The organism is Bradyrhizobium xenonodulans (assembly GCF_027594865.1).
Classification (GTDB): domain Bacteria; phylum Pseudomonadota; class Alphaproteobacteria; order Rhizobiales; family Xanthobacteraceae; genus Bradyrhizobium; species Bradyrhizobium xenonodulans.
Genome location: NZ_CP089391.1, coordinates 2965663 through 2990883 on the forward strand (window position 1 = coordinate 2965663; position 25221 = coordinate 2990883).

Annotated in this window: 23 protein-coding genes and 1 pseudogene; 17 read left to right on the forward strand and 7 right to left on the reverse strand. The window is 64.5% G+C overall.

The window, feature by feature from the left end; genetic code table 11:
* Positions 1 to 32: 32 nt before the first annotated feature.
* The 8 genes from I3J27_RS13665 (at position 33) to I3J27_RS13700 (ending at position 7597) form a co-directional block, all read left to right on the forward strand.
* Positions 33 to 260, forward strand: coding sequence for a hypothetical protein (locus I3J27_RS13665; protein ID WP_270169991.1), 228 nt, complete (start codon positions 33 to 35; stop codon positions 258 to 260).
* On the forward strand, positions 232 to 1014 hold the full coding sequence (locus I3J27_RS13670; RefSeq protein ID WP_270169993.1) for an aspartate/glutamate racemase family protein: 783 nt from the start codon (positions 232 to 234) through the stop codon (positions 1012 to 1014). The genes I3J27_RS13665 and I3J27_RS13670 overlap by 29 nt, the downstream gene beginning before the upstream one ends.
* A 31-nt stretch (positions 1015 to 1045) precedes the next feature.
* Entirely contained in the window at positions 1046 to 1474 is a 429-nt protein-coding gene (locus tag I3J27_RS13675; RefSeq protein WP_370691951.1) for an organic hydroperoxide resistance protein, read from the forward strand.
* Positions 1475 to 1525: 51 nt separating this feature from the next.
* Positions 1526 to 2665, forward strand: a complete 1140-nt coding sequence (locus tag I3J27_RS13680; protein ID WP_270172738.1) for a thiolase family protein — start codon at positions 1526 to 1528, stop codon at positions 2663 to 2665.
* Positions 2662 to 3903 (forward strand): SDR family NAD(P)-dependent oxidoreductase, encoded by a 1242-nt coding sequence (locus I3J27_RS13685; protein WP_270169995.1) that lies wholly within the window; start codon positions 2662 to 2664, stop codon positions 3901 to 3903. The genes I3J27_RS13680 and I3J27_RS13685 overlap by 4 nt, the downstream gene beginning before the upstream one ends.
* 34 nt (positions 3904 to 3937) lie before the next feature.
* A complete protein-coding gene (locus tag I3J27_RS13690; RefSeq protein WP_270169997.1) occupies positions 3938 to 4720 on the forward strand; it encodes a cyclase family protein in 783 nt (260 codons plus the stop codon).
* Between the two features lie 61 nt (positions 4721 to 4781).
* Positions 4782 to 5939 carry an ABC transporter substrate-binding protein gene (locus tag I3J27_RS13695; protein ID WP_270169999.1) on the forward strand — a complete coding sequence of 386 codons (1158 nt, stop codon included), beginning with the start codon at positions 4782 to 4784 and terminating at the stop codon, positions 5937 to 5939.
* Between the two features lie 11 nt (positions 5940 to 5950).
* Positions 5951 to 7597, forward strand: coding sequence for an ATP-dependent acyl-CoA ligase (locus I3J27_RS13700; protein WP_270170003.1), 1647 nt, complete (start codon positions 5951 to 5953; stop codon positions 7595 to 7597).
* 12 nt (positions 7598 to 7609) lie between these two features.
* Here the strand turns inward: I3J27_RS13700 and I3J27_RS13705 are convergent, their stop codons facing one another.
* Positions 7610 to 8116 (reverse strand): MarR family winged helix-turn-helix transcriptional regulator, encoded by a 507-nt coding sequence (locus I3J27_RS13705; RefSeq protein ID WP_270170005.1) that lies wholly within the window; start codon positions 8114 to 8116, stop codon positions 7610 to 7612.
* Positions 8117 to 8423: 307 nt separating this feature from the next.
* Here I3J27_RS13705 and I3J27_RS13710 point away from each other — a divergent pair, with 307 nt between their 5' ends.
* Genes I3J27_RS13710 through I3J27_RS13720 form a run of 3 tightly spaced genes read left to right on the forward strand, consistent with a single transcriptional unit; the run spans position 8424 to position 12389 of the window.
* Positions 8424 to 10742 (forward strand): bifunctional salicylyl-CoA 5-hydroxylase/oxidoreductase, encoded by a 2319-nt coding sequence (locus I3J27_RS13710; RefSeq protein ID WP_270170007.1) that lies wholly within the window; start codon positions 8424 to 8426, stop codon positions 10740 to 10742.
* Positions 10743 to 10758: 16 nt separating this feature from the next.
* Positions 10759 to 11937, forward strand: a complete 1179-nt coding sequence (locus I3J27_RS13715) for an acyl-CoA dehydrogenase family protein (protein ID WP_270170009.1) — start codon at positions 10759 to 10761, stop codon at positions 11935 to 11937.
* Positions 11938 to 11957: 20 nt separating this feature from the next.
* Positions 11958 to 12389, forward strand: coding sequence for a RidA family protein (locus tag I3J27_RS13720; RefSeq protein WP_270170012.1), 432 nt, complete (start codon positions 11958 to 11960; stop codon positions 12387 to 12389).
* A 293-nt stretch (positions 12390 to 12682) separates the two neighbouring features.
* Here the strand turns inward: I3J27_RS13720 and aptA are convergent, their stop codons facing one another.
* Both aptA and I3J27_RS13730 read right to left on the reverse strand, forming a co-directional pair.
* A complete protein-coding gene (gene aptA / locus I3J27_RS13725; protein ID WP_370691978.1) occupies positions 12683 to 14023 on the reverse strand; it encodes an omega-aminotransferase AptA in 1341 nt (446 codons plus the stop codon).
* 24 nt (positions 14024 to 14047) lie between these two features.
* Positions 14048 to 14962: a GntR family transcriptional regulator gene (locus tag I3J27_RS13730; RefSeq protein ID WP_270170021.1), complete on the reverse strand. Its 915-nt coding sequence runs from the start codon at positions 14960 to 14962 to the stop codon at positions 14048 to 14050.
* Between the two features lie 100 nt (positions 14963 to 15062).
* On the opposite strand from I3J27_RS13730, the gene I3J27_RS13735 reads away from it, so the two are divergent.
* The 6 genes and pseudogenes from I3J27_RS13735 to I3J27_RS13760 form a co-directional block, all read left to right on the forward strand.
* On the forward strand, positions 15063 to 16223 hold the full coding sequence (locus tag I3J27_RS13735) for a C45 family autoproteolytic acyltransferase/hydrolase (protein WP_270170023.1): 1161 nt from the start codon (positions 15063 to 15065) through the stop codon (positions 16221 to 16223).
* Positions 16223 to 17788, forward strand: a complete 1566-nt coding sequence (locus tag I3J27_RS13740) for an ABC transporter substrate-binding protein (RefSeq protein ID WP_270170026.1) — start codon at positions 16223 to 16225, stop codon at positions 17786 to 17788. The genes I3J27_RS13735 and I3J27_RS13740 overlap by 1 nt, the downstream gene beginning before the upstream one ends.
* A gap of 9 nt (positions 17789 to 17797) precedes the next feature.
* Positions 17798 to 18742: an ABC transporter permease gene (locus I3J27_RS13745; protein ID WP_270170028.1), complete on the forward strand. Its 945-nt coding sequence runs from the start codon at positions 17798 to 17800 to the stop codon at positions 18740 to 18742.
* Complete coding sequence (locus tag I3J27_RS13750; RefSeq protein ID WP_270170030.1) at positions 18739 to 19551, forward strand: ABC transporter permease; 813 nt, start codon at positions 18739 to 18741, stop codon at positions 19549 to 19551. Before I3J27_RS13745 ends, I3J27_RS13750 begins: the two co-directional genes overlap by 4 nt.
* Entirely contained in the window at positions 19548 to 21155 is a 1608-nt protein-coding gene (locus I3J27_RS13755; RefSeq protein ID WP_270170032.1) for an ABC transporter ATP-binding protein, read from the forward strand. The genes I3J27_RS13750 and I3J27_RS13755 overlap by 4 nt, the downstream gene beginning before the upstream one ends.
* Positions 21156 to 21239: 84 nt before the next feature.
* Positions 21240 to 21466, forward strand: a pseudogene (locus tag I3J27_RS13760) (SDR family oxidoreductase); the annotation flags it as partial.
* A gap of 204 nt (positions 21467 to 21670) precedes the next feature.
* On the opposite strand, the gene I3J27_RS39185 reads toward I3J27_RS13760, so the two are convergent.
* The 4 genes from I3J27_RS39185 to I3J27_RS13780 form a co-directional block, all read right to left on the reverse strand.
* Complete coding sequence (locus tag I3J27_RS39185; RefSeq protein ID WP_270170034.1) at positions 21671 to 22198, reverse strand: hypothetical protein; 528 nt, start codon at positions 22196 to 22198, stop codon at positions 21671 to 21673.
* Positions 22199 to 22924: 726 nt separating this feature from the next.
* Entirely contained in the window at positions 22925 to 23524 is a 600-nt protein-coding gene (locus I3J27_RS13770; RefSeq protein WP_270170036.1) for a DsrE family protein, read from the reverse strand.
* Positions 23525 to 23560: 36 nt separating this feature from the next.
* Positions 23561 to 24169: a hypothetical protein gene (locus I3J27_RS13775; RefSeq protein WP_270170038.1), complete on the reverse strand. Its 609-nt coding sequence runs from the start codon at positions 24167 to 24169 to the stop codon at positions 23561 to 23563.
* An 8-nt stretch (positions 24170 to 24177) separates the two neighbouring features.
* Positions 24178 to 25221 carry a TAXI family TRAP transporter solute-binding subunit gene (locus I3J27_RS13780; RefSeq protein ID WP_270170040.1) on the reverse strand — a complete coding sequence of 348 codons (1044 nt, stop codon included), beginning with the start codon at positions 25219 to 25221 and terminating at the stop codon, positions 24178 to 24180.

Sequence of the window (25221 nt, forward strand, 5' to 3'; positions counted from 1 at the left end):
GTCAACACGTGTCACGGCACCGTCAGAAAAAAATGTTGTTGCATACAATTCCATCAGACTTCGCCATTTCCTTGATCTCTTTGTCCCGCGAAAGGGGCCTCCTCGCCGCGTTGCGCGAGCGCCTTGCGCTCATGCCGCTGCGCACATTTGACGGCTCAATTAGTTTATGGTTGAAATATATCGTGGCAGCCGACGGCCGATCCTGCGACGGATCGCTCGAGGAGAAGGACGATGCGCATCTTCTGGCAGAGCTTCGTTGATGCGAGCGTGAATGCGCCCTACATGGCGCTGCTGTCGGAATACCTCAACGCGATCGCAGCGCCCGGGACGACGGTCCACGTCGAAGGCATTTCGCCGCCGGACCGTGAGTTCGGACGGCTCGCCGAACTGCGCTGTGCCGTCCAGGCCATCGACAACGGCATCGCGGCAGAGGAGGCGGGATTCGACGCCTTCGTCATGGGACACTTCCAGGATCCCGGCCTCTACGAGCTTCGCTCGGCGCTCGCCATTCCCGTGATCGGGACCGGCGAAGCGACGCTGCTTGCGGCATCGCAACTCGGCCGGCGCCTGGGTCTTGTCACGCTCGATCCCGTTTTCGAAGTTTGGCACCTTGAGCAGGCGGAACGTTACGGCCTCGGTGACCGCATCGCTCACGTGACCGGCATGGGCTGCAAGCCCGAGGATTTTGCCGATGCGTTCGCAGGCGACGAGGCGGCCCAGGCCCGCATGATCAAGGATTTCGTCGCCTGCGCGCTGCCGCTGACGGAGCGCGGCGCCGATGTGGTGATCCCTGCCGGTGTTCTTCCCGGTCTCTTGATCGGACGGGAGCATGGCCTGAGGGTCGGGCACGCGCCTGTCGTCAATTGCGCGGCCGTTGCGCTCAAGAGCGCCGAGATGTGGGTGCAGCTCAGGCGCCTCAACGGCACCGAGCCCAGCCGCGGCCCGAGCTTCAGTCGCGCCAGCGATCTGGCCCGCAGCGATTTTCGCGCAATGCTCGCCCGCAACAAGCGTTAGGACGGCAGCGCCGAACTTTGGAGATCGAGACATGATGACCCCCGAAAAGATCCTGTACGAGACCGAGGTGACGGCCACCGGTGGCCGCGACGGCAAGGCCGCCAGCGCGGACGGTCTCCTGTCGGTCTCGCTGTCCTTGCCGAAATCGATGGGCGGTCCCGGCGGCGAGGGGACCAATCCGGAGCAGCTGTTTGCGGCCGGCTATGCCGCGTGCTTTCTCGGCGCGGTCAAGCTGGTGGCGCGCACGCGGAAGATGGTGCCGTCCGCCGAACCGTCGGTGACGGCGAAGGTCGCTATGGGGCCAGTCCCCGTCGGCTATGCGCTCGCCGTCGAGTTGAAGGTCAACCTGCCCGGGATCGAGAGGGCCGTCGCCGAGGAGGTCGTCGCCGGTGCGCACGAGCGTTGTCCCTATTCGAACGCGACACGCGGCAATATCGAGGTCAGGCTGACGGTGATCTGAGGCGCGCGACCAGTGAACAAATTCCAGCGCACACCCTACGACGGCATCGTGATGGCGGCTCCCGTCACGATTCCCTATGTGCGCTATTCCATCGAGAGCGCGCAATGGTGGATCGGTCGTGCCCTCGGTGCGCTGGTCGCGCAGGCCGGCATCAAGGCGTCCGATATCGACGGCCTCTGCGTCTCCAGTTTCACCATGGGCACCGACAGCGGCATCGGGCTGACGCAACACTTCGGGCTCTGCGTCCGGTGGCTGGATACGATCCCGCTTGGCGGAGCCAGCGCCATTGCAGGCTTGCGGAAGGCCGCGCGCGCGGTCCAGGCCGGCGACGCCGACATCGTCGCCTGCGTGGCGGGCGACACCAATCACGTCGATTCCTTCCGCCTGACGCTCGAGAATTTCTCGCGCTTCAACCAGGACGCCGTCTATCCCTATGGCGCGGGCGGCGCCAATGCGAGCTTCGCGCTGATTGCGCGCAACTACATGCGGGCCTTCGGCGTCACGCGCGAGGACGTCGGCAGGATCGCGGTCGCCCAGCGCGCCAATGCGCTGCGCAATCCGCATGCCCTGATGAAGGCGCCGCTGACGCTGGAGCAATATCTGGCGGCCCGACCGATTTCCGATCCGATCCACCTTTTTGATTGCGTGATGCCCTGCGCCGGTGCCGAAGCCTTTCTGGTGATGCGCGAAGAGACCGCCGCATCGCTCGGACTACCCGCCGCGCGGCTGCTCTCGACGATCGAGCGGCACAACGCCTTTGCCGACGACCCGATGCAGGTGCGCGGCGGCTGGGCGATGGACATCGATGAGCTCTATGCCATGGCGGGCGTGAGAGCTGACGACCTCGATATCGTGCAGACCTATGACGACTATCCCATCATCACCATGATGCAGTTCGAGGACCTCGGCTTCTGCAGCAAGGGTGAGGGCGCCGAATTCGTCCGTGCGCACGATCTCACCATTGACGGCGACTTCCCGCACAACACCTCTGGCGGCCAGCTCTCCGTCGGGCAAGCGGGCGCTGCCGGCGCCTATCTTGGTCTCGTCGAGGGACTGCGGCAGGTCCTGGGAACCGCGGGCCCCACGCAAGTCAGCAATGCGCGCCTCGGCTTGGCTTCGGGGTTCGGTATGATCAACTATGACCGCGGCCTCGCCTCGGGTGCCGCGATCTTTGCAGGGCCTTCACGATGATCGATCCGATCAAGCCGCCCCGCCGCAAGAACCCGCTGCTGCGGACGCCGCTTCCGGCGTCGCCCCCGAGGCCGCGCAGCCGGACATCACATGGGTTTACGCGGGCGGCTGCCGAGGGGCGCTTCATGCTGCAGCGCTGCGAGGCCTGCGGCGCTTTCGCTTATCCGGCGCGGGACGCTTGCCCGTCCTGCCTGTCGCCGAACCTCGCATTCACTGACGCGCCACGCCAAGGCGCGCTTCTCGCCGAGACGACGGCGCGCGTTCCGAGCGACGTCTATTTCCGCGAACGGGTGCCCTGGCGGATCGGTCTCGTCAAGATGGATTGCGGCCCGACGATCGTTGCGCATCTCCATGCCGACTGCGCCGAGGGCGCGCCGGTCCGCATGTCGTTTCAGCTCGACAAGAGCGGTCAGGCGGTGGCGTTTGCCCGACCCGAGGGGGAGACTCCCAACATGGCAGACGACAGGCAGTGGCGGGAAATGACGGCCGATCCGAAATTCCGGCGGGTGCTCGTCACCAACGGCCGCAGCGTGATCGGTCAGGAGGCCGTCGTGGCGTTGAAGGCTGCGGGCGCCAAGACCGTGTTCGTTGGCGTGGCCGAACCCTGGCGGCCGTTTTCCGGCGAGGATCTGCTGCGCCGGCAGGAGGGCGTTGAGGTCGTCACGCTCGACGCAGCCGACGAGAAATCTGCTGCCGACCTTGCCGCCGACATCGGCGGCAAGGTGGATATCCTCGTCAATACGACGGAGTATGTGCGCGCGGGTGGCCTGCTTGATCGCAAGGGGACGAGCATCGCGCGGGACGAGATCGACCAGGCCTATCTCGGCTTCATCAATCTCGCACAGGCCTTCGGGCCCGCGATGCGGATGCGCGGCGCCGACGGCATCAACAACAGCGTCGCCTGGGTCAACATCCTGTCGGTCTACGCGCTGGCGAACTGGCCCGCCTTTGGCGCCTACTCGGCCTCGCAGGCGGCCTGCCTGTCGTTGTCGCACTGCCTTCGCGCGGAGTTGCGGCCGGGCGGCATCAAGGTCATGAATCTCTTCACCGGGCCGGTCGATACCGAATGGTTCCAGACCGTGCCGCCGCCGAAGGTCGCGCCGCGCGCAATCGCACAGGCGATTGTGTCGGGGCTCAGGGGCGGCCTTGAAGAGACGTATGTCGGGGACGTCGCCGAAGAAATTCGGCAGCGTCTCGCGGCCAATCCGAAAGCGCTCGAGCGCGAGCTCGACAAATGACGGGCGGATTTCAACCAAGCCGGAGGACGTGACAATGCAAAGCAAAAATCTCCTGGAGCTGGCCGGTGCGATTTCCTCCGGCGCGGTGCGCGTCGTCGATCTGACCTTCACGCTCAGTCCGGATTTTCCGGTCATCGTGCTGCCGCCGGAGTTCGGCCAAGCGGCGCCGGTCCGTATCCAGGAAATCTCGCGATATGATGGTCGCGGCCCGGCCTGGTATTGGAATAACGTGACGTTCGGCGAGCACACCGGCACGCATTTCGACGCGCCGATCCACTGGTTCACAGGCAAGGACCTGCCGAACAATGCCGTCGACACGATGCCGGCCAAGGACATGATCGCTCCAGCCTGCGTCATCGACTGCTCCGCGGAGGCCGCGCAGGATCCCGACTTCGTGCTGACGGTGCCGATCGTCGAGGCCTGGGAAGCGAAGCATGGCCGCATCCCCGCGCGTCACTGGGTGTTGCTGCGGACCGACTGGTCCAAGAAGGGCTGGCGCGACTATTCCAATTTGCGGGATGACGGCGCGCACACGCCGGGGCCGAACCCGGCCGTCATGAAGTGGCTGGTGGAGGAGCGCGGCATCATCGGCTTCGGCACCGAGACCATCGGCACCGATGCCGGCCAGGCCGGACATTTCGAGCCGCCATATCCCGCGCATCACTTCCTTCATGCTGCAGGCCGCTACGGCCTGCAATGCCTTTGCAATGTGGATCAGCTGCCGGCCACCGGCGCCGTCATCGTGGCTTCACCCCTGAAAATCCAGAACGGTTCCGGCAGTCCGCTCCGGGTCATCGCACTGGTCGGGTCGAACTGACCAGGGCATGGCGCTTGCCGAACGAGACAACAGAAGAAACCACTCACGAAAGACAGGTGCCATGAATTTGATGAAGAGCCTGCTGGCTTCCACCGTGTTGCTCATGGCCGTGCCAGAGATCGCGCAGGCGGAGATTCTCGTTGGCTTCGTGACCGGCCTCAGCGGGCCGGTGTCGTCGATCGGAATTCCGAACGGGAAGGGGATCGCGGCGGGCCAGGCCTATGTCGGTGAGGTCGGCGGCGAGAAGCTTCGCATCATTCAACTCGACGACGGCTCCGATCCGACGGCGTCGGCGCGCAACGCACGCAAGCTCGTCGAGCAGGAGAAGGTTGACATCCTCATCGGCACGTCGGGCGCGCCTCAGACGCTCGCCATGGCAACCGCGGCGATCGAGATGAAAATCCCGATGATCGCGGTATCCCCGATTGCGCCGGTGCCACCAGGCGATGGCGGTCCCTGGGTCGTGCAGACACCGCAGCCGACACCGCTCCTCGTGCAGGGCATCGTCGATCACATGAAGGCGCGGGGCCTCAAGACCGTCGCATTCATCGGCTTCTCCGACGCGTTCGGCGACCTCATGTACAATTCGCTCGAGCAAGGTGCGAAGGCGGCCGACATCAAGGTTATCGCGAACGAACGATACGCGCGATCCGACTCGTCGGTGACCGCCCAGGTGCTGCGAGCGCTCGCCGCACGCCCGGACGCCATCATGGTCGGCGGCACCGGCACGCCCGGTGCGTTGCCAGTCATCGCCCTGTCCGAGCGCGGGTATAAGGGACCGCTCTACGGCAATCACGGGCTCATCAGCGCCGATTTCCTGCGCCTCGCCGGAAAGGCCGCCAACGGCATCATCTGTCCGACCGGGCCGGTGACCGCGGCCGAGCAGCTTCCTGCCAGCAATCCGATCCAGAAGGTGTCGCTGGATTTCCGGGTCGCCTTCGAAAAGGCGAATGGCGAGGCCCCGACGGATTCGTTCTCGTCATACTCCTTCGACGGCTGGCTGGTGTTCGTCGACGCGGCCAAGCGCGCGATGGCGACCGGCGCCAAGGCGGGGACGCCGGAATTCCGCACGGCGCTGCGCGAGGCACTGTTCACGACCAAGGAGGTCGTTGGGACGCAGGGCGTCTATACTTACGCGCCGGCGGATCGGCACGGTGTCGATGGTCGTTCGCGCATCCTGGTCCAGATTGAGGACGGCAAGTACAAGCTGCTGCCGTGAGCGAGGCGCCGATGGCGAAGCCCAGCGCGATGTCGGGGGGCGGGGAGGCGGCTGCGGCGCCGGCCTGGGCTCGCGCAGTCGAGCTGTTTCCATCGTCCGACCGGATCCTTTCCACCATCCTGACGCGGCAGGCCGAGCGCTACGGCGATCGCGTTCTGTTTGTCTCCGGGCAGACGCGCTGGACCTACGCGCAGACTGCGGCGATGGCCGCCGCATCAGCGCAGACGCTTGTCGACGCCGGAATCAAGCCCGGCGACCGGGTCGCGCTGATGTGCTCCAACCGGCCGGAGTTTCTTCAGATCTATCTTGGTTGCGCCTGGCTCGGTGCGATCGTGGTGCCGATCAACACGGCGCTGCGCGGCTTCCAGCTCTCCCACATCTTCCGCAATTCGCTGCCCTCTCTCCTGGTCGTCGAGGAGCCGTTCCTTGCCGCGATCGACACCGTCGGGGCGGACGTCGAGTTGCCCTCTCTGGCCTGGACGATCGGGACCGACGCCGAGACTAGCAGCGCGAAGATTTCGCCAGTCCCGCTGCCGGCTCTCGGGGACCAAGCGGCCGCCAGCCTCGTGCGGCCCGGCGACACTGTGGCCATTCTCTACACATCAGGCACCACGGGCCCCGCCAAGGGCGTGTGCTGTCCGCAGGCGCAATTGTTCTGGTGGGGCATCTATTCGGCGCGGGCGCTCGGCATCCGCGAAGGCGATGTGCTGTTCACGACGCTGCCGCTGTTCCACACCAACGCGCTGAATGCGTTCTATCAGGCCGTCCTGAACGGATGCACTTACGTGCTGGAGCCGAAATTCTCGGCCTCTGGCTTCTGGGCCGCCGCGCGACGGCGCAACGCGACCGTCGGCTATCTGCTCGGCGCCATGGCATCGATACTGCTGGCGCAGCCGAGGACAGAAGACGATGGGGCCCATCGACTTCGCGTCGCACTCGGCGGCGGCGTGCCGCCGCAGATCCACGGACCGTTTCTTGAACGGTTCGGCGTGCCGCTGGTCGACGGCTACGGATCGACGGAGACCAATTTCGTGTTCGCGGGCGCAATTCCGTCCGACCGCCCGGGAACGATGGGATATCTCGCCGGGGGCATCGAAGCCCGGATCGTCGATGCCGATGATGCGGAGCTTCCCGATGGGCAGGCTGGAGAGCTGCTGCTGCGCGCGAACGAGCCCTTTGCATTCGCGACCGGCTATTTCGGCATGCCGCAGAAGACCGTCGAGGCCTGGCGAAATCTCTGGTTTCACTCCGGTGATCGCGTGGTCCGCGATTCCGACGGGCATTATCGCTTCATCGATCGCATGAAGGATTCGATCCGCAGGCGCGGCGAGAATGTGTCTTCATGGGAGGTGGAGCAGGCCATCCAGTCTCATCCCGCGGTCGCGGCCTGCGCGATCTATCCGCTGCCTTCGGAATTGGGCGAGGACGAGGTTGCCGCCGCGATCCTGCCGGAGCCCGGCCAATCGCTCGCGCCGGTCGACATCATCCGTCACTGCGAAGGCAGGATCGCCTATTTCGCCATTCCCCGTTATGTGCGGATCGTGAAAGAGATGCCGCTAACGGAGAACGGCAAGATCAAGAAGGGCGTGCTGCGCGACGCCGGCGTGACGGCGGATATGTGGGACCGCGAGGCGGCCGGGGTCAAAGTGCAACGCTAGCGCCTCGAGCCTTCACGGCTTTTCCAGCGAATCCCTGACAGCGCCCTTGAGCTTGTCCAGCTCACCGATCAATCCGTCGAGTTTGTCGGCCGGGAATTCCGCCAGCAGCTCCGCGAGCCAGGAGCCATGGCTCTTCGCCATGCGCCTGAAAGCTTTTCGGCCCTCGACCGTCATGCAGACGATCTGCACGCGGCGATCCAGGGTCGAGGGCGTGCGTGTGATGTAGCCGTCCTCGACCAGGCGGTCCACGATCGGCGTCAGGTTCCCGGCGGAGACCATCAGGCGCTTGGGCAGCTCGCCCAGCACCAAGCCGCTCGGCTCGCGGTCGAGCTGAGCCAGAACGTCGAAGCGGGGCATGGTGAAATCGAATTCCTCGCGAAACCGGCGGCGCAGCTCGCCCTCGATCAGGGTCGTGCAGGCCAGCAGCCGGAGCCAAAGCCGTGTTTGAGCCCTGTACTCGGCCTCCTGGTCGGCCCCATTCTTGGACGAAACAGGCGGGGACTCCTTCGCGAGTGCCAAATCGAATCTCCTGGGAGCGTCTTGTCTGTCGAAAACGGACGGCGTCGTAAACATCTCGCAAGATAGTTCGTGCCAAAAGTAAATTCAAGGCTTGGCCCGATCCTCGTCGTGCCGGTCCGGCCTTGCGGGGAATCTGCAGCCAGTCACAAGATTGTAGCGATATGCAGGGGCGGCCTCGAAAGCCTCCGACAAGCGCCTTGACAATCCATGCGCCGTCGAAATATTTTATACTTAAAATAATTTGCAGGTCGACATTCCCGGAAGGGTGCAGCCCGGCAAATGGCGCGGCGCGCGAAAGCGAGGGATCATGCGCATAGTCTGTATCGGCGGCGGCCCGGCCGGTCTTTATCTGGGCCTGCTGATGAAGCGCCGTCACCCGGAGCACAGCATCACCGTCGTCGAGCGCAACAAGCCCTACGATACGTTCGGCTGGGGCGTCGTGTTCTCGGACGCAATGATGCAGGCGATGCGCACTGCCGATCCCGAAAGTGCGACCGAGATCGAGGACGCCTTCAATCACTGGGACGATATCGAGCTCGTCTTCAAGGGAACGCGCCAGCGCACGACCGGACACGGCTTCATCGGCATCGGCCGCAAGCACCTCTTGAACATCCTGCAACGGCGCTGCGAGGCGCTGGGGGTCGAGCTCGTGTTCGAGCGCGACGTCGAATCCGATCTCGAATTTCCCGAGGCCGACCTGATCGTCGCCTGCGACGGCGTCAATTCCAGGATCCGCGCCCGCTATGCCGAGCAGTTCCAGCCCGACATGGTGATCCGTCCCAACCGCTACATCTGGCTCGGGACCAAGAGGGCGTTCGACGCCTTCACGTTCGACTTCCAGAAGACCGAGCACGGCTGGTTCCAGGCGCATATCTACAAGTTCGATGCCGAGACCTCGACCTTCATCGTCGAGACCACGGAAGAGGCCTATAACGCCCATGGCCTCGGCGAGCTCGATCAGCAAGCCTCGATCGAGTTCTGCGAGAAAATCTTCGCCGAAACGCTCGATGGCGCGAAGCTCCTGACCAATGCCCGCCATCTGCGGGGCTCGGCCTGGCTCAATTTCAGCCGTTTGATCTGCGGCAAATGGAGCGTGTTCAACGGCCGCTCCCACGTCGTGCTGATGGGAGACGCCGCGCACACGGCGCATTTCGCGATCGGCTCGGGCACCAAGCTCGCGCTCGACGATGCCATCGAACTCGCCAACCAGTTCGATCGTCATGGCCACAGCGACGACAACATCGGGACGGTGCTGGAGGCCTATGAGGAAGTGCGCCGCGTCGATGTCGCGCGCATCCAGAACGCCGCGCGCAATGCCATGGAATGGTTCGAGGTGGTCGGCCATCGCTATGCCGACACGCTGGAGCCGCCGCAATTCTTCTATTCGATGCTGACGCGCTCGCAGCGCATCAGCCACGAGAATCTGCGCCTGCGCGATCGTACCTGGCTGGAAGGTTTTGAGCGCTGGTTCGCTGCGCGCGCGGGAATCGCCGTCAGGGACGGCGAACGCGTGCCGCCGCCGATGCTGACGCCGCACCGCGTGCGCGGCCTGAGCCTGGCCAACCGCATCATGGTCTCGCCGATGGCGATGTATTCAGCGCAGGACGGGCTCATCGACGATTTCCACATCGCCCATCTCGGTGCGCGCGCCATGGGCGGCGCCGCACTGATCTTCGCCGAGATGACCTGTGTCTCGCCGGACGCGCGGATCACGCCGGGCTGTCTCGGGCTCTGGAACGACGCGCAAGCGGCGCAATGGCGCCGGCTGGTCGAGCTGATCCACAGCCTCGGACACGCCAAGGTCGGCATCCAGCTCGGCCATGCCGGGCGGAAGGGATCGACCAGGCTTGCATGGGAGGGCATCGATCAGCCGCTCGAGACAGGCAATTGGCCGCTGATCTCGGCCTCGGCCTTGCCCTATCTGCCCCACAGCCAGGTGCCGCGTGCGATGGATCGCAGCGACATGGACCGTGTGCGCGATGATTTCGTCGCGGCAACGCGCCGCGCGGCCGAGGCTGGCGTCGAGTGGCTCGAACTCCATTGTGCACACGGCTATTTGCTGTCGAGCTTCCTGTCGCCGCTGACCAACCGGCGGACTGACGAATACGGCGGCAGCCACGAAAACCGTGCGCGCTTTCCGCTGGAGGTGTTCAAGGCCGTGCGCGCCGCGTGGCCGTCCGACCGGCCGATGTCGGTGCGTCTGTCTTGCCACGACTGGACCGAGGGCGGCAACACGCCCGCCGATGCGGCGATCTTCGCTGCGATGTTCAAGCAGGCTGGTGCCGACGTGATCGACTGTTCGTCGGGACAAGTCTGGAAGGAGGAGCGGCCGATCTACGGTCGCCTGTTCCAGACGCCGTTCGCCGATCGCATTCGCAACGAGGTCGGCATCGAGACCATCGCGGTCGGCGCGATCTCCGAGGCCGACCACGCCAACTCGATCCTCGCGGCCGGCCGCGCCGACCTCTGCGCGATCGCGCGGCCGCATCTTGCCGATCCCGCCTGGACGCTGCACGAGGCCGCACGCATCGGCGTCACCGCGGTCAGCTGGCCGAAGCAATATCTGTCCGCCAAGGGACAGTACGAGACCAATCTGGCGCGCGCCGCGGCCGCTAGCGCGCAGTGAGCGGAGGAGGGATCAGATGAGCTTCGTTGCAAAGGTCATCCGGCGCGAATGGCTCGACTGGCCGTTCTTCGAGCCGCGTCATCATACGATCGGTGCGGCGCTCGACCGCTTCGTGCAGTCGGGCGTTCTCGACAAGATCGACCACAACGATGTCGACGACGCTTGTCGCAAGCTGGTGCGCGCGATGGGCGAGGCGGGGGTGCTCGATTGCGCGGTCGCAGCGCCCGACGGTGATGCGACCACGATCGATTCCCGCTCGATCTGCCTGTCACGGGAGTCGCTCGCCTATGCCGACGGCCTCGCCGATTTCGCCTTCGCCATGCAGGGGCTGGGCTCCGGCGCGATTGCGCTCGGCGGCTCAGTGGAGCTGCGCAAGGCGGTGCTGCCGAAGGTTCGCTCCGGCGAATGGCTCGCGGCTTTCGCGCTGTCCGAGAAGGAGGCGGGATCGGACGTCGCGGCGATGTCCTGCGCGGCACGGGCCGACGGCGACGACTATATCATCGACGGCGAGAAAACCTGGATCTCCAACGGCGGCATTGCCGACGTCTACACGCTGTTTGCGCGAACCGGCGAGGCGCCGGGCGCGCGCGGCATCTCGGCCTTCGTCGTTTTTCCCGATGATCCCGGCTTCAGCATTGCCGAGCGGATCGATGTCGTCGCCCCGCATCCGCTGGCGACGCTGCGCTTCACGGGCTGCCGGATTCCGGCGAGCCGCCGCCTCGGCGCGCCCGGCGGCGGGTTCAAGCTCGCGATGCAGACACTGGACATCTTTCGTGCGTCGGTCGCTGCGGCCGCCCTCGGCTTTGCACGTCGGGCGCTCGACGAGGCGCTGTGGCATGCAAAGAGCCGGCACATGTTCGGGGCGACTTTGGGCGATCTCCAGCTGACCCAGGCCGCACTTGGCGACATGGCGACCGAGACCGACGCGGCCGCACTCCTGACCTACCGCGCCGCCTGGCGCCGCGATGTCCAGAAGCTCCCGACGACGCGTGAAGCCGCCATGGCGAAGCTGACCGCGACCGAGACCGCACAGCGCGTCATCGACCGTGCCGTGCAAATGTTCGGTGGTCGTGGCGTGCGCAAGGGTGAGATCGTCGAAAGCCTCTACCGCGAAATCCGCGCGCTTCGCATCTACGAGGGCGCGACCGAGGTCCAGAAGCTGATCGTGGCGCGTGAGCTGCTGAAGCCGCGCTGATTGCAGAGAGTTTTGGCACAATGAAGCAAGAAAAGCTCACACCGCTTGCGGCCACCGATGGTCTGCGGGTGCTTCAGCCCAGCGGCTGGCCGCAGCCGAAGGGATATGCGAACGGCATCATGGCCGAGGGACGCCTTGTCGTAACGGGCGGCGTCGTCGGCTGGGACGTTGCCGGTCAATTTGCCGACGGCTTTGTCGCGCAGGTCCGGCAGGCGCTCGAAAACATCGTGGCGATCCTGGCGGAGGGCGGGGCGGCACCCGAACATCTCGTGCGCCTGACTTGGTATGTCGTGGACATGGACGAATACGTCTCCAATCTCAAGGCGCTCGGCAAGGCCTATCGCGACGTCATTGGTGCCCACTACCCGAGCATGGCGCTGGTCCAGGTCGTACGCCTTGTCGAGCCGGCAGCGCGCGTCGAGATCGAAGCGACTGCCGTTGTGCCACGTTGACGAGCACGAGTATCGGTTCGAAATTCGCCGTTGCGACAAATGTCGCCGCGTATATTTGGTTCGATCAGCCGCGTCTTGAACTTCGTCCAATGTGAAACCGCGGTTCACACTCTGTTGGCGTGTTGGATGAGCCACGCCGAAGCAGGATCCAGATTGTCGTGGTGGCCCCACGTCTCATTACCGCAACCGCACCTGCGTAGGTCAATCTGTCAGGTGCTGTTGCGATTGGAAGAGAGAGCATCGCTTGATTGCCTCAACTATCCTGCGGCGATCACCACGCTGGAGGTTAGCCGTCAGCTGATGGTGATCAATGCACGGCGAATGGCGGCAAAGATCTCGTCGATCTGTTCCTCGGCGATGATCAGAGGTGGGGAGATGAGTAGCGTATCGCCGCTGCTGCGGATCAGGATGCCGGCGTCATAGCAGCGGGTAGCGCATTCGACTCCGCGTGCACCGGGCTCGCCGTCGCGTGCCTTCAGGTCGATCGCGGCCAACAAGCCGATGTTGCGAATGTCGACGACGTGAGGAAGGTCCCGCAGGGCATGCGCGCGCTCTTCCCATAAGGGCGCGAGGCGGCGCGCGCGCTCGAACAGGCCGAGATCCTGATAGACGTCGAGCGCGGCAAGACCCGCCGCGCAGGCGAGCGGATGGGCCGAATAGGTGTAGCCGTGGAACAGCTCGATCGCGTTGTCCGGCCCCTGCATCAGCGCGTCGTAGACCTTGCCGCTGACGATGACGCCGCCCATCGGAACGGCGGCGTTGGTCATGCCCTTGGCGCAGGTGATGAGATCGGGCGTCACGCCGAAGGCGTTGGCGCCGAACGCCGCGCCGAGCCGGCCGAAGCCCGTGATCACCTCGTCGAAGATCAGGAGAATGCCGTGCTGGTCGCAGATTTGTCGCAGCCGCTCGAGATAGCCGACCGGCGGCGGCAGCACGCCGCCGGAGCCCGTCACGGGCTCGACGATGACAGCGGCAATGGTCGAGGGATCGTGCACAAGCAGCAGCTTTGCAAGCTCGTCGGCGAGATGCGCACCCCATTGCGGCTGCCCGCGCGAGAACGCCGCGTGCTCGGGATCATGCGTATGCGGGAGGTGATCGACCTCCGGCAGCAGTGGACCGAAATCCCGGCGGTGGCGGACGATGCCGCTCACCGACAGGCCGCCCCAGCCCATGCCGTGATAGGCCTTGGCGCGCGAGATGAAGCGGATGCGGCTGGCTTCGCCGCGGGCGCGATGATAGCCGCGCGCGATCTTCAAGGCGGTATCGACCGATTCCGAGCCCGAATTGGTGAAGAAGACGTGATCGAGGCCGGCGGGAGCGATCTCGGTGATGCGTCTGGCGAGCTCGAAGGCGGCCGGATGGCTCATCTGGAAGGAGGAGACGAAGTCGAGCTTCGCTGCCTGCGCCTGGATCGCCTCGACGATGCGCTTCTGCGCATGTCCCGCGTTCACGCACCACAATCCCGCCATGCCGTCGAGAATCCGCCTGTTGTCATCGGTGACGTAATGCATGCCTTCGGCGCCGACGAAGATGCGCGGCTTCGACTTGAACTGGCGGTTCGGCGTCATCGGCAGCCAGAACGGCTCCATGGCCTCGCGGGTGAGGGGGCTGTTGGACGAGGCGAACGCATTCATGGTCATGGCAACTCTTGCAAATTGTTAGGCGGTCTTTGATGGAGCGGCGGAATTGGCAGGGCTGCGTTTGAGCCTAGCGGCCCCCTCGAGATGCCGGCGCAGCAGGGCCGCAGCAGCCTCGTTCTGGCCGGCTTCGAGCTGGTCGAGGATGGCGAGATGCTCGCGGCAGTTCACGATCACGCGCGCATGACCGAAGGTCCAGTCGTAATTGCCGAAGCGCCGCAGCCGGTTCTGCTGCTGAACCGCGACCAGCAGATAGCGGTTGCCCGAGGCTGCGGCGAGGCCTTCGTGGAAGGCTGCATTCATCTCGTAGAGCGCGATGCTGACCGTGTCGCTCCACGGCATCGCCAGCATCTCCTGGTGCCGGCGGCGCATCTCGGCGGCCCAGGCCGGATCGAGCTGGAAGCCCGGTTCGAGCAGGCCGGCCGGCTCGATCAGCAGGCGATATCGGTAACTTTCGTCGCGCGCCTGCGTATCGGCAAGCGTCGGCTGAAATCGCCAGCCATGTCCCGGCTTGCGCTGGACGGCGGCAACTTCGGCAAGCTTGGTCAGCACGCGCTGCACGATGGGTCGCGTCGCATCATAGCGCCGCATCAGGTCGCGCTCGGATACCTCGTCGGGCAGCCGGCCGGCGCGGCGATCGCGCGCGATCGCGAGGAACAGCCGGTCGGTATCGTCGGGGCTCGGCTTCGGCGGCGCCTTGTGCGGAGCAGGGGCGGTCTCGGCGACGAAATAACCGCGGCTTTCGCCGGCATGCACAAGCTTGCGTCGCGCCAAAAGCTTCAGCGCTGCGCGCACCGGCGTGCGCGAGACCTGGAGGCGCTCGGCCAGCGCGACCTCGGCAAGCCTTGTTCCGGGCGCGAGCCCTTCGCTCCGGATCAGGTCGATGATCCCGGCGGACAATTCGCGCTGGAGCCGGCTCGGGGGCGCTTTTTCCAAGGCCAATTTCGCGGCAGAAGATTTTTGTTTCATGTCATCACAAAATACATTAGGCTTCACGAGAAAGCAAAAGGAACTTCAAGAAGGAATTTGCCGTCCCATGGTCGAACCCTTTCCCCTCATCGAAATCTCCGGCCCCCCGCGCGAGCGTGGCCGTCAGTACGGGCAGAAGGCGGCGGGCCGTATCAAGAAGGGGACGACCCACTATTTCGCGCAGTTGAAGGAGCTCTCACTCGATGCGAACGGCGTCGCCGCGCTGGTGCGAGATTATCTGCCGGTCATCGAAGCTTTCGAGCCGAGCTATATCGAGGAGATGCGCGGCATCGCCGAAGGCGCCGACATTCCATTCGAGGATATCGTCCTGCTCAACGCCCGCACCGAAATCATCAAGCTGGCGAACCCGGCGATCCGTGCGCGCCTGAAAACGCCGGAGGATCCGGACGGTTGCACCGGCGTCGTCGTGATGCCGCAGGCGACGGCCAATGACCGGCTGATCCACGCCCAGAACTGGGACTGGAAGCGTGAATGCGCCGAAACGGCGGTGGTGCTGAAGGTGCGACGCGACGACGGCCCCGACCTCATGACCTTTACCGAAGCCGGCGCGCTCGGCCGCTGCGGCTTCAATGCCGTCGGCATCGCGATCACCGCCAATTATCTCGAAAGCGACCGCGACTACCGCCGGGTTGGCGTGCCGCTGGCACTGATCCGCCGCAAGGTTCTCGAGAACGAGCATCTCGCGCTGGCCATGCGCACCGTCTACTGCACCCAGAAATCCGCGGCCAACAACATGATCGTCAGCCATCGCGAGGGTGTGGCGATCGATTTCGAGTGCGCTCCCGACGAGACGTTCCAGGTGCATCCGCAGAACGGCCTGCTGGTCCACGCCAATCACTTCGTCAGCCCGGTCGCGCTCGGCAAGCTCAAGGACACCGGCATCTTCAACACGCCGGATAGTCTCTACCGCGATATCCGCGTCCGCGATCTGCTTCAGCCGCATATCGGCAGCATCACCTTCGACACGGTCAAGAACGCCCTGTTCGACGAGTTCGCCTATCCCTGGTCGGTCTGCCGTCCGCCGCGCCGCAATCTCAGCAACAATCTCAGCGCTTCCGTCGCGATGATCCTGATGGAGCCGGCGAGCGGTGTGATGCAGGCGGTGCCGCTGCCGGCGCTCAACCGCGAGTTCACCACCTACAAGCTCGAGATCGACGAGATCGGGCGTGCCGCGTTCGAGCGGTCGGCTGCGGCGGGGGCGGCGTGATGCGGCGGCGTCGACCATCGCCGCCATGGGCGCTCGGTCTGGCCGCATTGGCCCTGCTGGCGACGCTGGGGAAGGCCGGCGCCGAGACCTTGCTGCGGACGCGGCTCAACGCCGACATCCGCTCGACCGATCCCGGCACCAATCGCGACGCCAATACGGACGCGGTGGTCGCGCACATCGTGGAAGGGCTGGTCGCCTTCCGCGACGATACCTCGATCGGTCCGATGCTGGCCGAGAGCTGGGCCGTTTCGAACGAAGGCAAGACCTACACGTTCCGGCTGCGCCAGGGCGTCAAGTTCCACAACGGCGCGGCCATGACCGCGGATGACGTGGTCTGGTCGCTGAAGCGCTGGCTCGACCCGGCGACGCAATGGCGCTGCTTGTCCGAGTTCAGCGCCACCGGCATCGCGCGGATCGAGAAGATCGAGGCGCCGGATGCGCAGACCGTCGCCATTACGCTGGATCAGCCGACAGCCCTGTTTCTCCCGACCCTGGCGCGCCCCGACTGCGGCCAGACCGCGATCATCCACCGCGATTCCGTCGGCCCCGATGGCAAGTGGATCACCCCTGTTGGCACCGGCCCGTTCAAGCTCGGTGAGTGGAAGCGGGGGCAGTATATGGATCTGATCCGTTTCGACGGCTACGTCTCGCGTAGCGAGCCGCGCACCGGCTACACCGGCGCCAAGGACGTCAAAGTCGATCGCGTGCGCTTCAATGTGATCCCGGACAGTTCGGCGGCGAAAGCGGGACTGCTCAGCGGCTCGCTCGACGTCATCATGAGCCTGTCGATCCCCGATCTCGAAGAGCTCAAGTCGCGTCCCGAGGTGCAGCTCAGCATCACGCCCGCGCTCGGCCTCACCGGCATCCTGTTCCAGACCAGGGATCCCCTGCTGAAGGACGTACGGATCCGCCGCGCGATTGCGCTCTCCATCGACACCGCGCAGATCGTCGACGCCGTGATGATGGGCACCGCGCGCCCCAACAATTCCGCGCTGCCGCTCGGCAGCCCGTTCTACAGCGAGGCGCAGTCGCACGGCTACACGCAGAACATCGCGGAAGCCAAGAAGCTGCTGCTGGAAGCCGGCTATCGCGGCCAGCCGATCAAGATGATCACCAACAAGCGCTACAGCTTCGTGTTCGATTCCTCCGTGCTGGTGCAGGCGATGGCACAGGCCGTCGGCATCAATATCGAGCTGGAGGTGATGGATTGGGCAGCGCAGCTCGACCGCTACAACCGCGGCGATTACCAGTCGATGGCCTTCGTCTATTCGGCGCGGCTCGATCCGTCCCTGAGCTTCGAGATGCTGACCGGACCGAAGGCGTCGCAGCCGCGCAAGGTCTGGGACAATCCGGAAGGGCAGGAGATGTTGCGCCAGTCGATGATGATCGACGATACCGCGAAGCGGCAGGCGCTGTTTGACGAGATGCACAAGCGCTTCATCGCCGACGTGCCGATGATCGCGCTGTTCAATGGCGCCGAGCTGACGGCGCTGCGCAAGAGCATCAAGGGCTATGCCGGCTGGCTCTATCCGGAGCCGCGGTTCTGGGGCGTCATGGTCGAGTAGGACGGCGTCATGTTGGGTTACCTCGCAAGACGGCTGGCAATGACTGTCCCGACACTGCTGCTGGTCGCGATCGGGGTCTTCGCGCTGGTCCGGCTCATCCCCGGCGATCCCGTGCAGGTGATGCTGGGCGATGCCGCCGATCCCGCGCAGGCGGCGCAGCTTCGTGCCCAACTTGGGCTCGACCAGCCGATGCCTGTGCAGTTCATGCACTGGATCGGCAAGCTGGCGGCCGGCGATTTCGGGCATTCCATCACCAACAACCTCGCGGTGCTGCCGCTGATCCTCGACCGCTTCCAGGTCAGCGCCGTCATCGTGCTGGTGGCGGTCGCGGCGGCCGCGTGCATCGCGGTCCCGGCCGGCCTCGTCGCTGCCTGGAAGCAGAACAGCCTGCTCGATCTCTCCGTCGTCGGCGGCGCTACGCTGCTGCTGTCGATCCCGAGCTTCTGGCTCGGCCTGCTGCTTCTGCTCCTGTTCGGGCTCAAGCTGAAATGGCTGCCGGTAATCGGCTATGTGCCGTTCGCCGAAAATGTCTGGCAGGCGGCGACCTTCATCGTGCTGCCGATCGCCACGCTCACCATGGTGGAGATCGGCGTGCTCACGCGCATGGCGCGCGCCGCATCCATCGAGGTGCTCAGGCTCGAATATGTCACGCATGCGCGCGCCAAGGGCGTGCCGGAATGGCGCGTGCTCGCCCGCCACGTGCTGCCGAACGCCTTTGCACCGACCTGGACGCTGATCGGCCTCGTGCTCGGCCATCTGCTCGGCGGGATCGCCGTGATCGAGACCGTGTTCACATTGCCCGGTCTCGGGCGGCTGCTCGTCGATTCGATCTTCGCGCGGGACTATCCGGTGGTGCAGGGCTGCCTGTTGTTCACGGCGGTGATCTACGTGCTGGTCAACCTCATCGTCGACCTCTGCTATCCGCTGTTCGATCCGAGAGTGACGGTTGCATGAGGATGCGCGCCAACACCGCGATCGGCGGCGTCCTGATTGCGCTCCTGCTTGGTGCGGCCGTCACTGGCGCCTTCTGGACGCCGTTCGACCCGCTCCGCATCAATTTGCGGGCACGGCTTCAGGCGCCATCGTCGTTGCACTGGCTCGGCACGGATGAATTCGGCCGTGATGTGCTCAGCCGCATCATGGTAGGGGCCGGCGCCAGCGTCGTCATCGCCTTTGTCACCGTGCTGCTTGCCGTTGCGGCCGGCATGGTGATCGGCTGCGCCGCCGGTTACGTCCGCGGCTGGGCGGATCGTATCATCATGGCGATCAACGATGCACTGCTCGCGTTCCCTGGCATCCTGCTGGCGCTGGCCGTGATGATCGTGGTCGGCGCCAACAAGGTCGGGCTGATCCTGGCGCTCGGTCTCGCCTACATCCCCTCGGTCGTCCGCGTGGGGCGCGGCACCGTGCTGTCGATCCGCGAGAAGGAATATGTCGAGGCCTCGCGCGTCATCGGAAACTCCGAGGTCTATTCGATGCTCCGCCACGTGATGCCGAATGCGATCGCGCCGTTGGCGGTGCTCGCGACCAGCATGTTCGGCTGGGTGCTGCTGGCCGAAAGCGCGCTGAGCTTCCTCGGCCTCGGCGTGCCGCCGCCAGCGCCGACCTGGGGCAACATGCTGGCGGCGAGCCGTCCGTTCATGGAGACGGCATCCTGGCTCTCGATTGCGCCGGGCCTCTGTATCGCGCTGACACTGCTCGGCATCAATCTGCTCGGCGATTCCCTGCGCGATCGCCTCGACCCCAGGATGGCGCACGGATGACGCTGCTGTCGGTCGAAAATCTGCGTATCGAAGTCTCGGCCAGCAAAGCCGTGATCATTGACGACATCTCCTTCGCCGTCGAGCGCGGCGAGTTTCTCGCCGTCGTCGGCGAATCCGGCAGCGGCAAGACGGCGGCGGCGCGCGCCGTGCTCGGCCTGTTGCCGCCCGGACTGCGGAAAGCAGGCGGCCGCATCGTGCTCGACGGTGTCGATCTCGCAAACGTCTCCGCGCGCCAGATGCGGACGCTACGCGGGCCCATCGTCGGGATGGTGTTCCAGGAGCCGATGGTCTCGCTCAATCCCGCCATCAGCGTCGGCGCGCAGATGGCGGAAGGGCTCGGTCTGCACGAGCGGCTTGGAAAGCGCGAGATCAAGCGTCGCTGTCTCGACATGCTGGAGCGGGTGCAGATCCGCGATCCCGAACGGACCTTTGATGCCTATCCGCACGAATTCTCCGGCGGCATGCGCCAGCGGATCATGCTGGCCTCGGTGATGCTGCTGAAGCCGAAACTGCTGATCGCGGACGAGCCGACCACGGCGCTGGATACCCTGACCCAGCGCGAGGTGCTCGACCTCATGGTTGGGCTGGCGCGCGACCACGGTACGTCGGTGATGCTGATCACCCACAATCTTGGCCTCGTCTCGCGCTACGCGCAGCGCGCACTGGTGCTGCGCCAGGGCAAGATGGTCGAAACGGGTACGACGCGGCAGATCCTGTTCTCGCCGCGCGAGGCCTATACCAGGCGTCTGGTCGAGGCCCTGCCGCGGCGCGGTGCCACGACCAAGGCGCGACAGGGCGGTGAGCCGCTCGTCAGCGTGCGTGATCTCAAGGTCGGCTTTGCCGGGCGGCAGCGGCTGTTCCGCCGTGATACCGGCGTCTCCGCCGTCAATGGCGTCGATCTCGACATCGCCGCGGGCGAGACGGTTGCCGTCGTCGGCGGCAGCGGCTCCGGCAAGACCACGCTTGGCCGGGCCATGCTGCGGCTGATTCCGACGTCGCGTGGCGAGATCAGGTTCCGGGGCAGGGACGTCACGGCGACGATCGATCGTGACTTCCGTCTCGCCTCGCAGCTCGTATTCCAGGATCCTTACTCCTCGCTCGATCCGCGCATGCGCCTCGGCGAGATCGTCGCCGAGCCGCTGCGCCATGTGCCTGGGTTGACGGCAGGCGAGCGCGACAGGCGCGTCGAGGCGATGCTGGAGGAGGTCGGGCTGACCGGTCTCCGCAAGCGCTGGCCGCATGAATTGTCCGGCGGGCAGCGGCAGCGGATCGCGATCGCGCGCGCCATCGTGCGCGCGCCGGCCTTCGTCGTGGCGGACGAGCCGGTCTCGGCGCTCGACATGACCATCCAGGCGCAGGTGCTGAAACTGTTCGAGCGGCTCCAGGCGCAATACGGCTTTGCCTGCCTGTTCATTAGCCATGATCTCGCGGCCGTCGAGCAGGTCGCCGACCGCGTCGTGGTGATGCAAAGCGGCAAGATCGTCGAGCAGGGCTCGCGTGACGACGTCTTCGATCACCCCCAGCATGATTACACCAAGGCGCTGCTCGCAGCCGCGCCCGTGCTGGACTTTGCGGGTGCGGCGGAGACGCGCGCCTCGGGCTAGACAGGATCTTTGCGTATGAAGCGGCTTGTCGTTGCGTTGTGCCTGATGCTTGCGTCGCTGTCTGCGGTCCATGCCGAGAGCGTCCTGCGCAGCATGAACGCGGCCATGCCGTATGGAGAAGAGCGCGGCCGGCGCAATCGTCACCATCTCCAGCGTCTCCGGGCGCGAGGTCGATTTCGCCGCGGGTCCTTACGGCATCTTCAAGGCTGCGATCATCCACTACACCCAGGGGCTCGCCAATCAGCTCGCCGGCAAGGGCATTCGCGTCAACACGGTCTCGCCGGGCAATACCTATCTCGAGGGCGGGGGCACTCGGCGTGTCTCCTGGCTGGCGGCCGCCGATGAGCCGCCAGCATCACTAGCCAAGTCGCCCGCGAACCGACGTGGGCGTTGAGCCTGCGAGGTATATCGACCAAGCTAATCGGAGCGACTTAGCCGTGAGAACGTGCCTTCGCTCGGTCCCGGCGGAAGCATCCGGTGCTAGGCAGGTGTGTCATCGATTTGAAAGACCGTATTCAAATCTGCGTACCGCGCGGATTCACAACTGTGTACCCTCTCAATGAACGCGCGTGCATTCTCGTTGCGTGTCCACCTGAGTTGGCGTCGTATGCCATCCAAACGTCGCCCCCGACATGCTGCTCCAGGACGAAAACGTGCCCGCGCCTTGCCGCGACCATCCCTGGTGCCGGCGATGTACGGGGAAATCGCAGCCAATTTGCCGCGAGGTTCAATTCCGGCACGATACGACCAAACACACGCAGGGCGGCGCCGCAACCGCAGAACGCAAAGGGACAACCCGCGGGGCGGCCGCCAACGACTCGTTGGCTAATGAGAGTATCGAGCGCGGCGGGCTGCTCTAACCGGTGTGTCCGCAGCGAGTGCCGCAACTCCGTTCGCTGCTTCAAGGCTTGCGAGTAGTATGAGAAATCGCACGGCATGGTGACATTGCATTCGGTGGCGCGTTCTATTCGATATGGCCGTGCTTCCGAATTGAGCGAGGTGACTACAACCAAGCAATACGCAAAAACAATTTGCTTGAGCATCGCAGGCTCCGGGTTGAAGGATCCTGCCCCGAGCAATGAACAATCAACAACAGATGGCTGAAATCGGCCCAAAAAGCGGCCTGACTCGGGATGAGACGCCGCCTATACCTCTGAGGTACCTCCGGGCGTGTCGTTCGCTGACGATAATCTCTCCTGCTTGCAAGTGGGCCGTGGATGCGGCCCATTCAATTGTCGATCATCGCCAGGTACATCATATGAAGAGTGATGGGGCCCTTCGATCCGTCCAAGATCACGCGGAGACTCTTGGTGTAGTATCCGGCGCCAATCACGGTCCCGGTCTTTCCAGCCAAGCGAGGACCGGCGGTTGGCTTTACCTGAATTCGGGAGCCCGGTGGAAACTTGAGCTCGATTTCGGCCGATCCCGACATCGTGTCCCCGGCAGCGAATGACCTAATTCTGCTCGAACTCGAAAGCCCGTGGCACGGTGAACGAACGTGCACATTGGACGAGGGGCATATTCAATTGGGCGTCAGTCAACGAGCTCTTCAACATTGGCGCTGAGGAAGCAACCACAGCCCAGCGCCTAGGACAGAATTCTCTCTAATTTCGCAAGCTCCCTCGGCAACGAAATCAATTTCGGTGTCTCGATACTGATCAATTGCGAAGTCGGTCCGTAGTGAACTCCAATGTCTTCGGAACGGCTCGCCCTCGCGCCCCGCCTGGATGTTGTTCGCTCTTTTGGAAACGGATGGCCGGCCCTCCGGCTTACGGCTTGACGTAGGTCCAGCCCATCTCTTGCAATTCCATCACGCGCACGACGCCCGACTTTACGACCTCCGCCTGCCGAACAATCGGTATGTCCTTATTCTCGGCCTTGTGCATTTTCTCCTGGGTGTTGCCGCAGGCTTTGAACGAAACCTCAGGCGTGCTCAGGGCCATCTCCTCGATCCGCGGCTTTACCGGCGATGTGTCTTCACGCAGCATGTGCAGGCCGGGCCCGAACGTGACAACCTCGATCTTCACCTTCTCGCCAGCGTCTTTGTAATATTGTGCCACGTTGGTTGCGTTGTTGAGCGCGAGATTCATCGCCGCGGTATCGTTGGTATTCACCTGCAGGATCAGGTGATGTTCGTTCTTCTTCGTCGCGGCCGGATCGTCCATACGGGCAAACGCGGACTGCTTTCGCGTCGCCGTTGTCTGCTTCACCCTGTGCTGCTTGGCGTGGCTCGCTCTATGCAGGACAGGTTGCCCGTCTGCCGGCGTCCAGTATTTTCCGCCCTGTTCCGCTGCCGCAAAGGATGTGGAAACCAGAACGGCGATCGCGCCCATCGCGACCGCTTTGGCGAAGTGATGAAACCTGGTCATTATACGCCTCCATCGAAGAAGATCATTTGCATGCCGTCAATGATTTGGTGTCGCGATCGCACGCGGCCATTTGCACGTCGTGGCCATTTTTGCTCGCGTCGCGTCCAGCCCGGCGAGGGAGAACGCTCCGTCATGGGCCGCCCCGCCCCGTGGTGAGAAGAGGACAATAAGGTCTCCGCTGTCCGGAAGCGACTGCACCAATCGAACAACGTCCCCGGCAAACGCGACGCCAGGACCGAATGCCGGCACGGCTGCTGCGACCTGCACCGCCGGATTATCATTGACGCGATAGAAAATTGTATCATCACCGCCTCCGCGAGAGATGCCGGGTCCCGCGAGCACCAACTCCGTCCGACCGCCGCGACAGCGAATGGATAACTGCATCACGGACTCGCCGGTCCCGTTGCGCGAAGATGTCGTAGCGGTCGCGATCGGTGAGTAGTCGATTGGAGAGGTCGTCTGGCTGACGATCCAGTCGTCATCGCGCGTCAGGCGATGCTGAGGTGCGACGGTACGCGTCAATTTATTCAGACACGCCAGGCGTTCCGCGTGTTCCTTCTGAAGGCAGGAACGGAGCTGCGTCATGGGATCCTGGGCCAACGCCATGCCGCCTGTACCCCCGAATGCAATAAGAAGAAGGATCACGGCGCGTGTCATTGCGATGCTTGCGTTGCGCGGGGTTGGCGATCCAGCCACGCCTGAGCCGCTGGGACGCGCGTAAGACCCGGAACTGTCGCGGCGAGGTTGATGGATTTCCACTTCGGATCGAAACCGGGCGCCTGCAATCTGTCGATCCGGGAGAACAGGTGGTCGATGAAGCGTGAGACGCGCTCGGAGCGATTTGACTTGGTCGGCCAGTTGAAGGCGACCAGAGCGGTCGGCACGGCGATCGTTGAAACCCGTTCGCCTGGTTTGATCAGACCAGGATAGTCGGCTTCACCGAGGGCAGCGGGAAGATAGTAGTCCTCGAACCTGCCGTCGTAGGGGAGGGGCAGGAACTTGAATCCCGGCTCCCAGCGCCCTCGCACGAAGGCATCCACCGGCTTCGACGTAATGAAGACAACGGCTGCTATCTCGCCCTTGCGCATCTGCTCAAGCGCGACCTGGTGCGGAATGAACGTCTTCTCGACCTCGAGATTGAGGCGGCTGAAGATCAGCGGCCCCGAATAGGCCGCTGCGGTACCCTGCGTATTGAAATTGACCCTCTTGCCGGCGAGATCGCTCAAGCTCTGAATCTCCGGCCGAACGAAGATATGTAGCTCGGACGGGAATAGATTCAGGACATACGCAATTCGTCGCTGGATGTCCGGCACCTGGCTCTTGTACTCCTCGAGCGCGTCGGAGTTGATGATTGCCGCATCGATGCCCCGCAAATAGAGCAGGGAGTTCACGTTTTCAGTGGCCCCGCGGGTGACCACCGGCAGGACATGGAGGTTATCCCCATCGTCGACCACACGCGCGATCTCCGCCGCCAGGCGGATCGGCGCGCCCTCGAGGAGACCTCCGGCCAAGCCGATCGTCCAGGCGTTCATAGAGGTCACCTCAGGCCTTGGCTGCGGCGGCTCGGGCCGTACCAGACGGACCTTGTGAGGCCGAATGTCTTGCGGCCGCGCATCCGCCCGGGGTTGAATGGCCAGGAGCAATGATGCGAGCGCCACGAGCAACAGCAGCCGGTGCAATTCTATGATTCTTTTCAT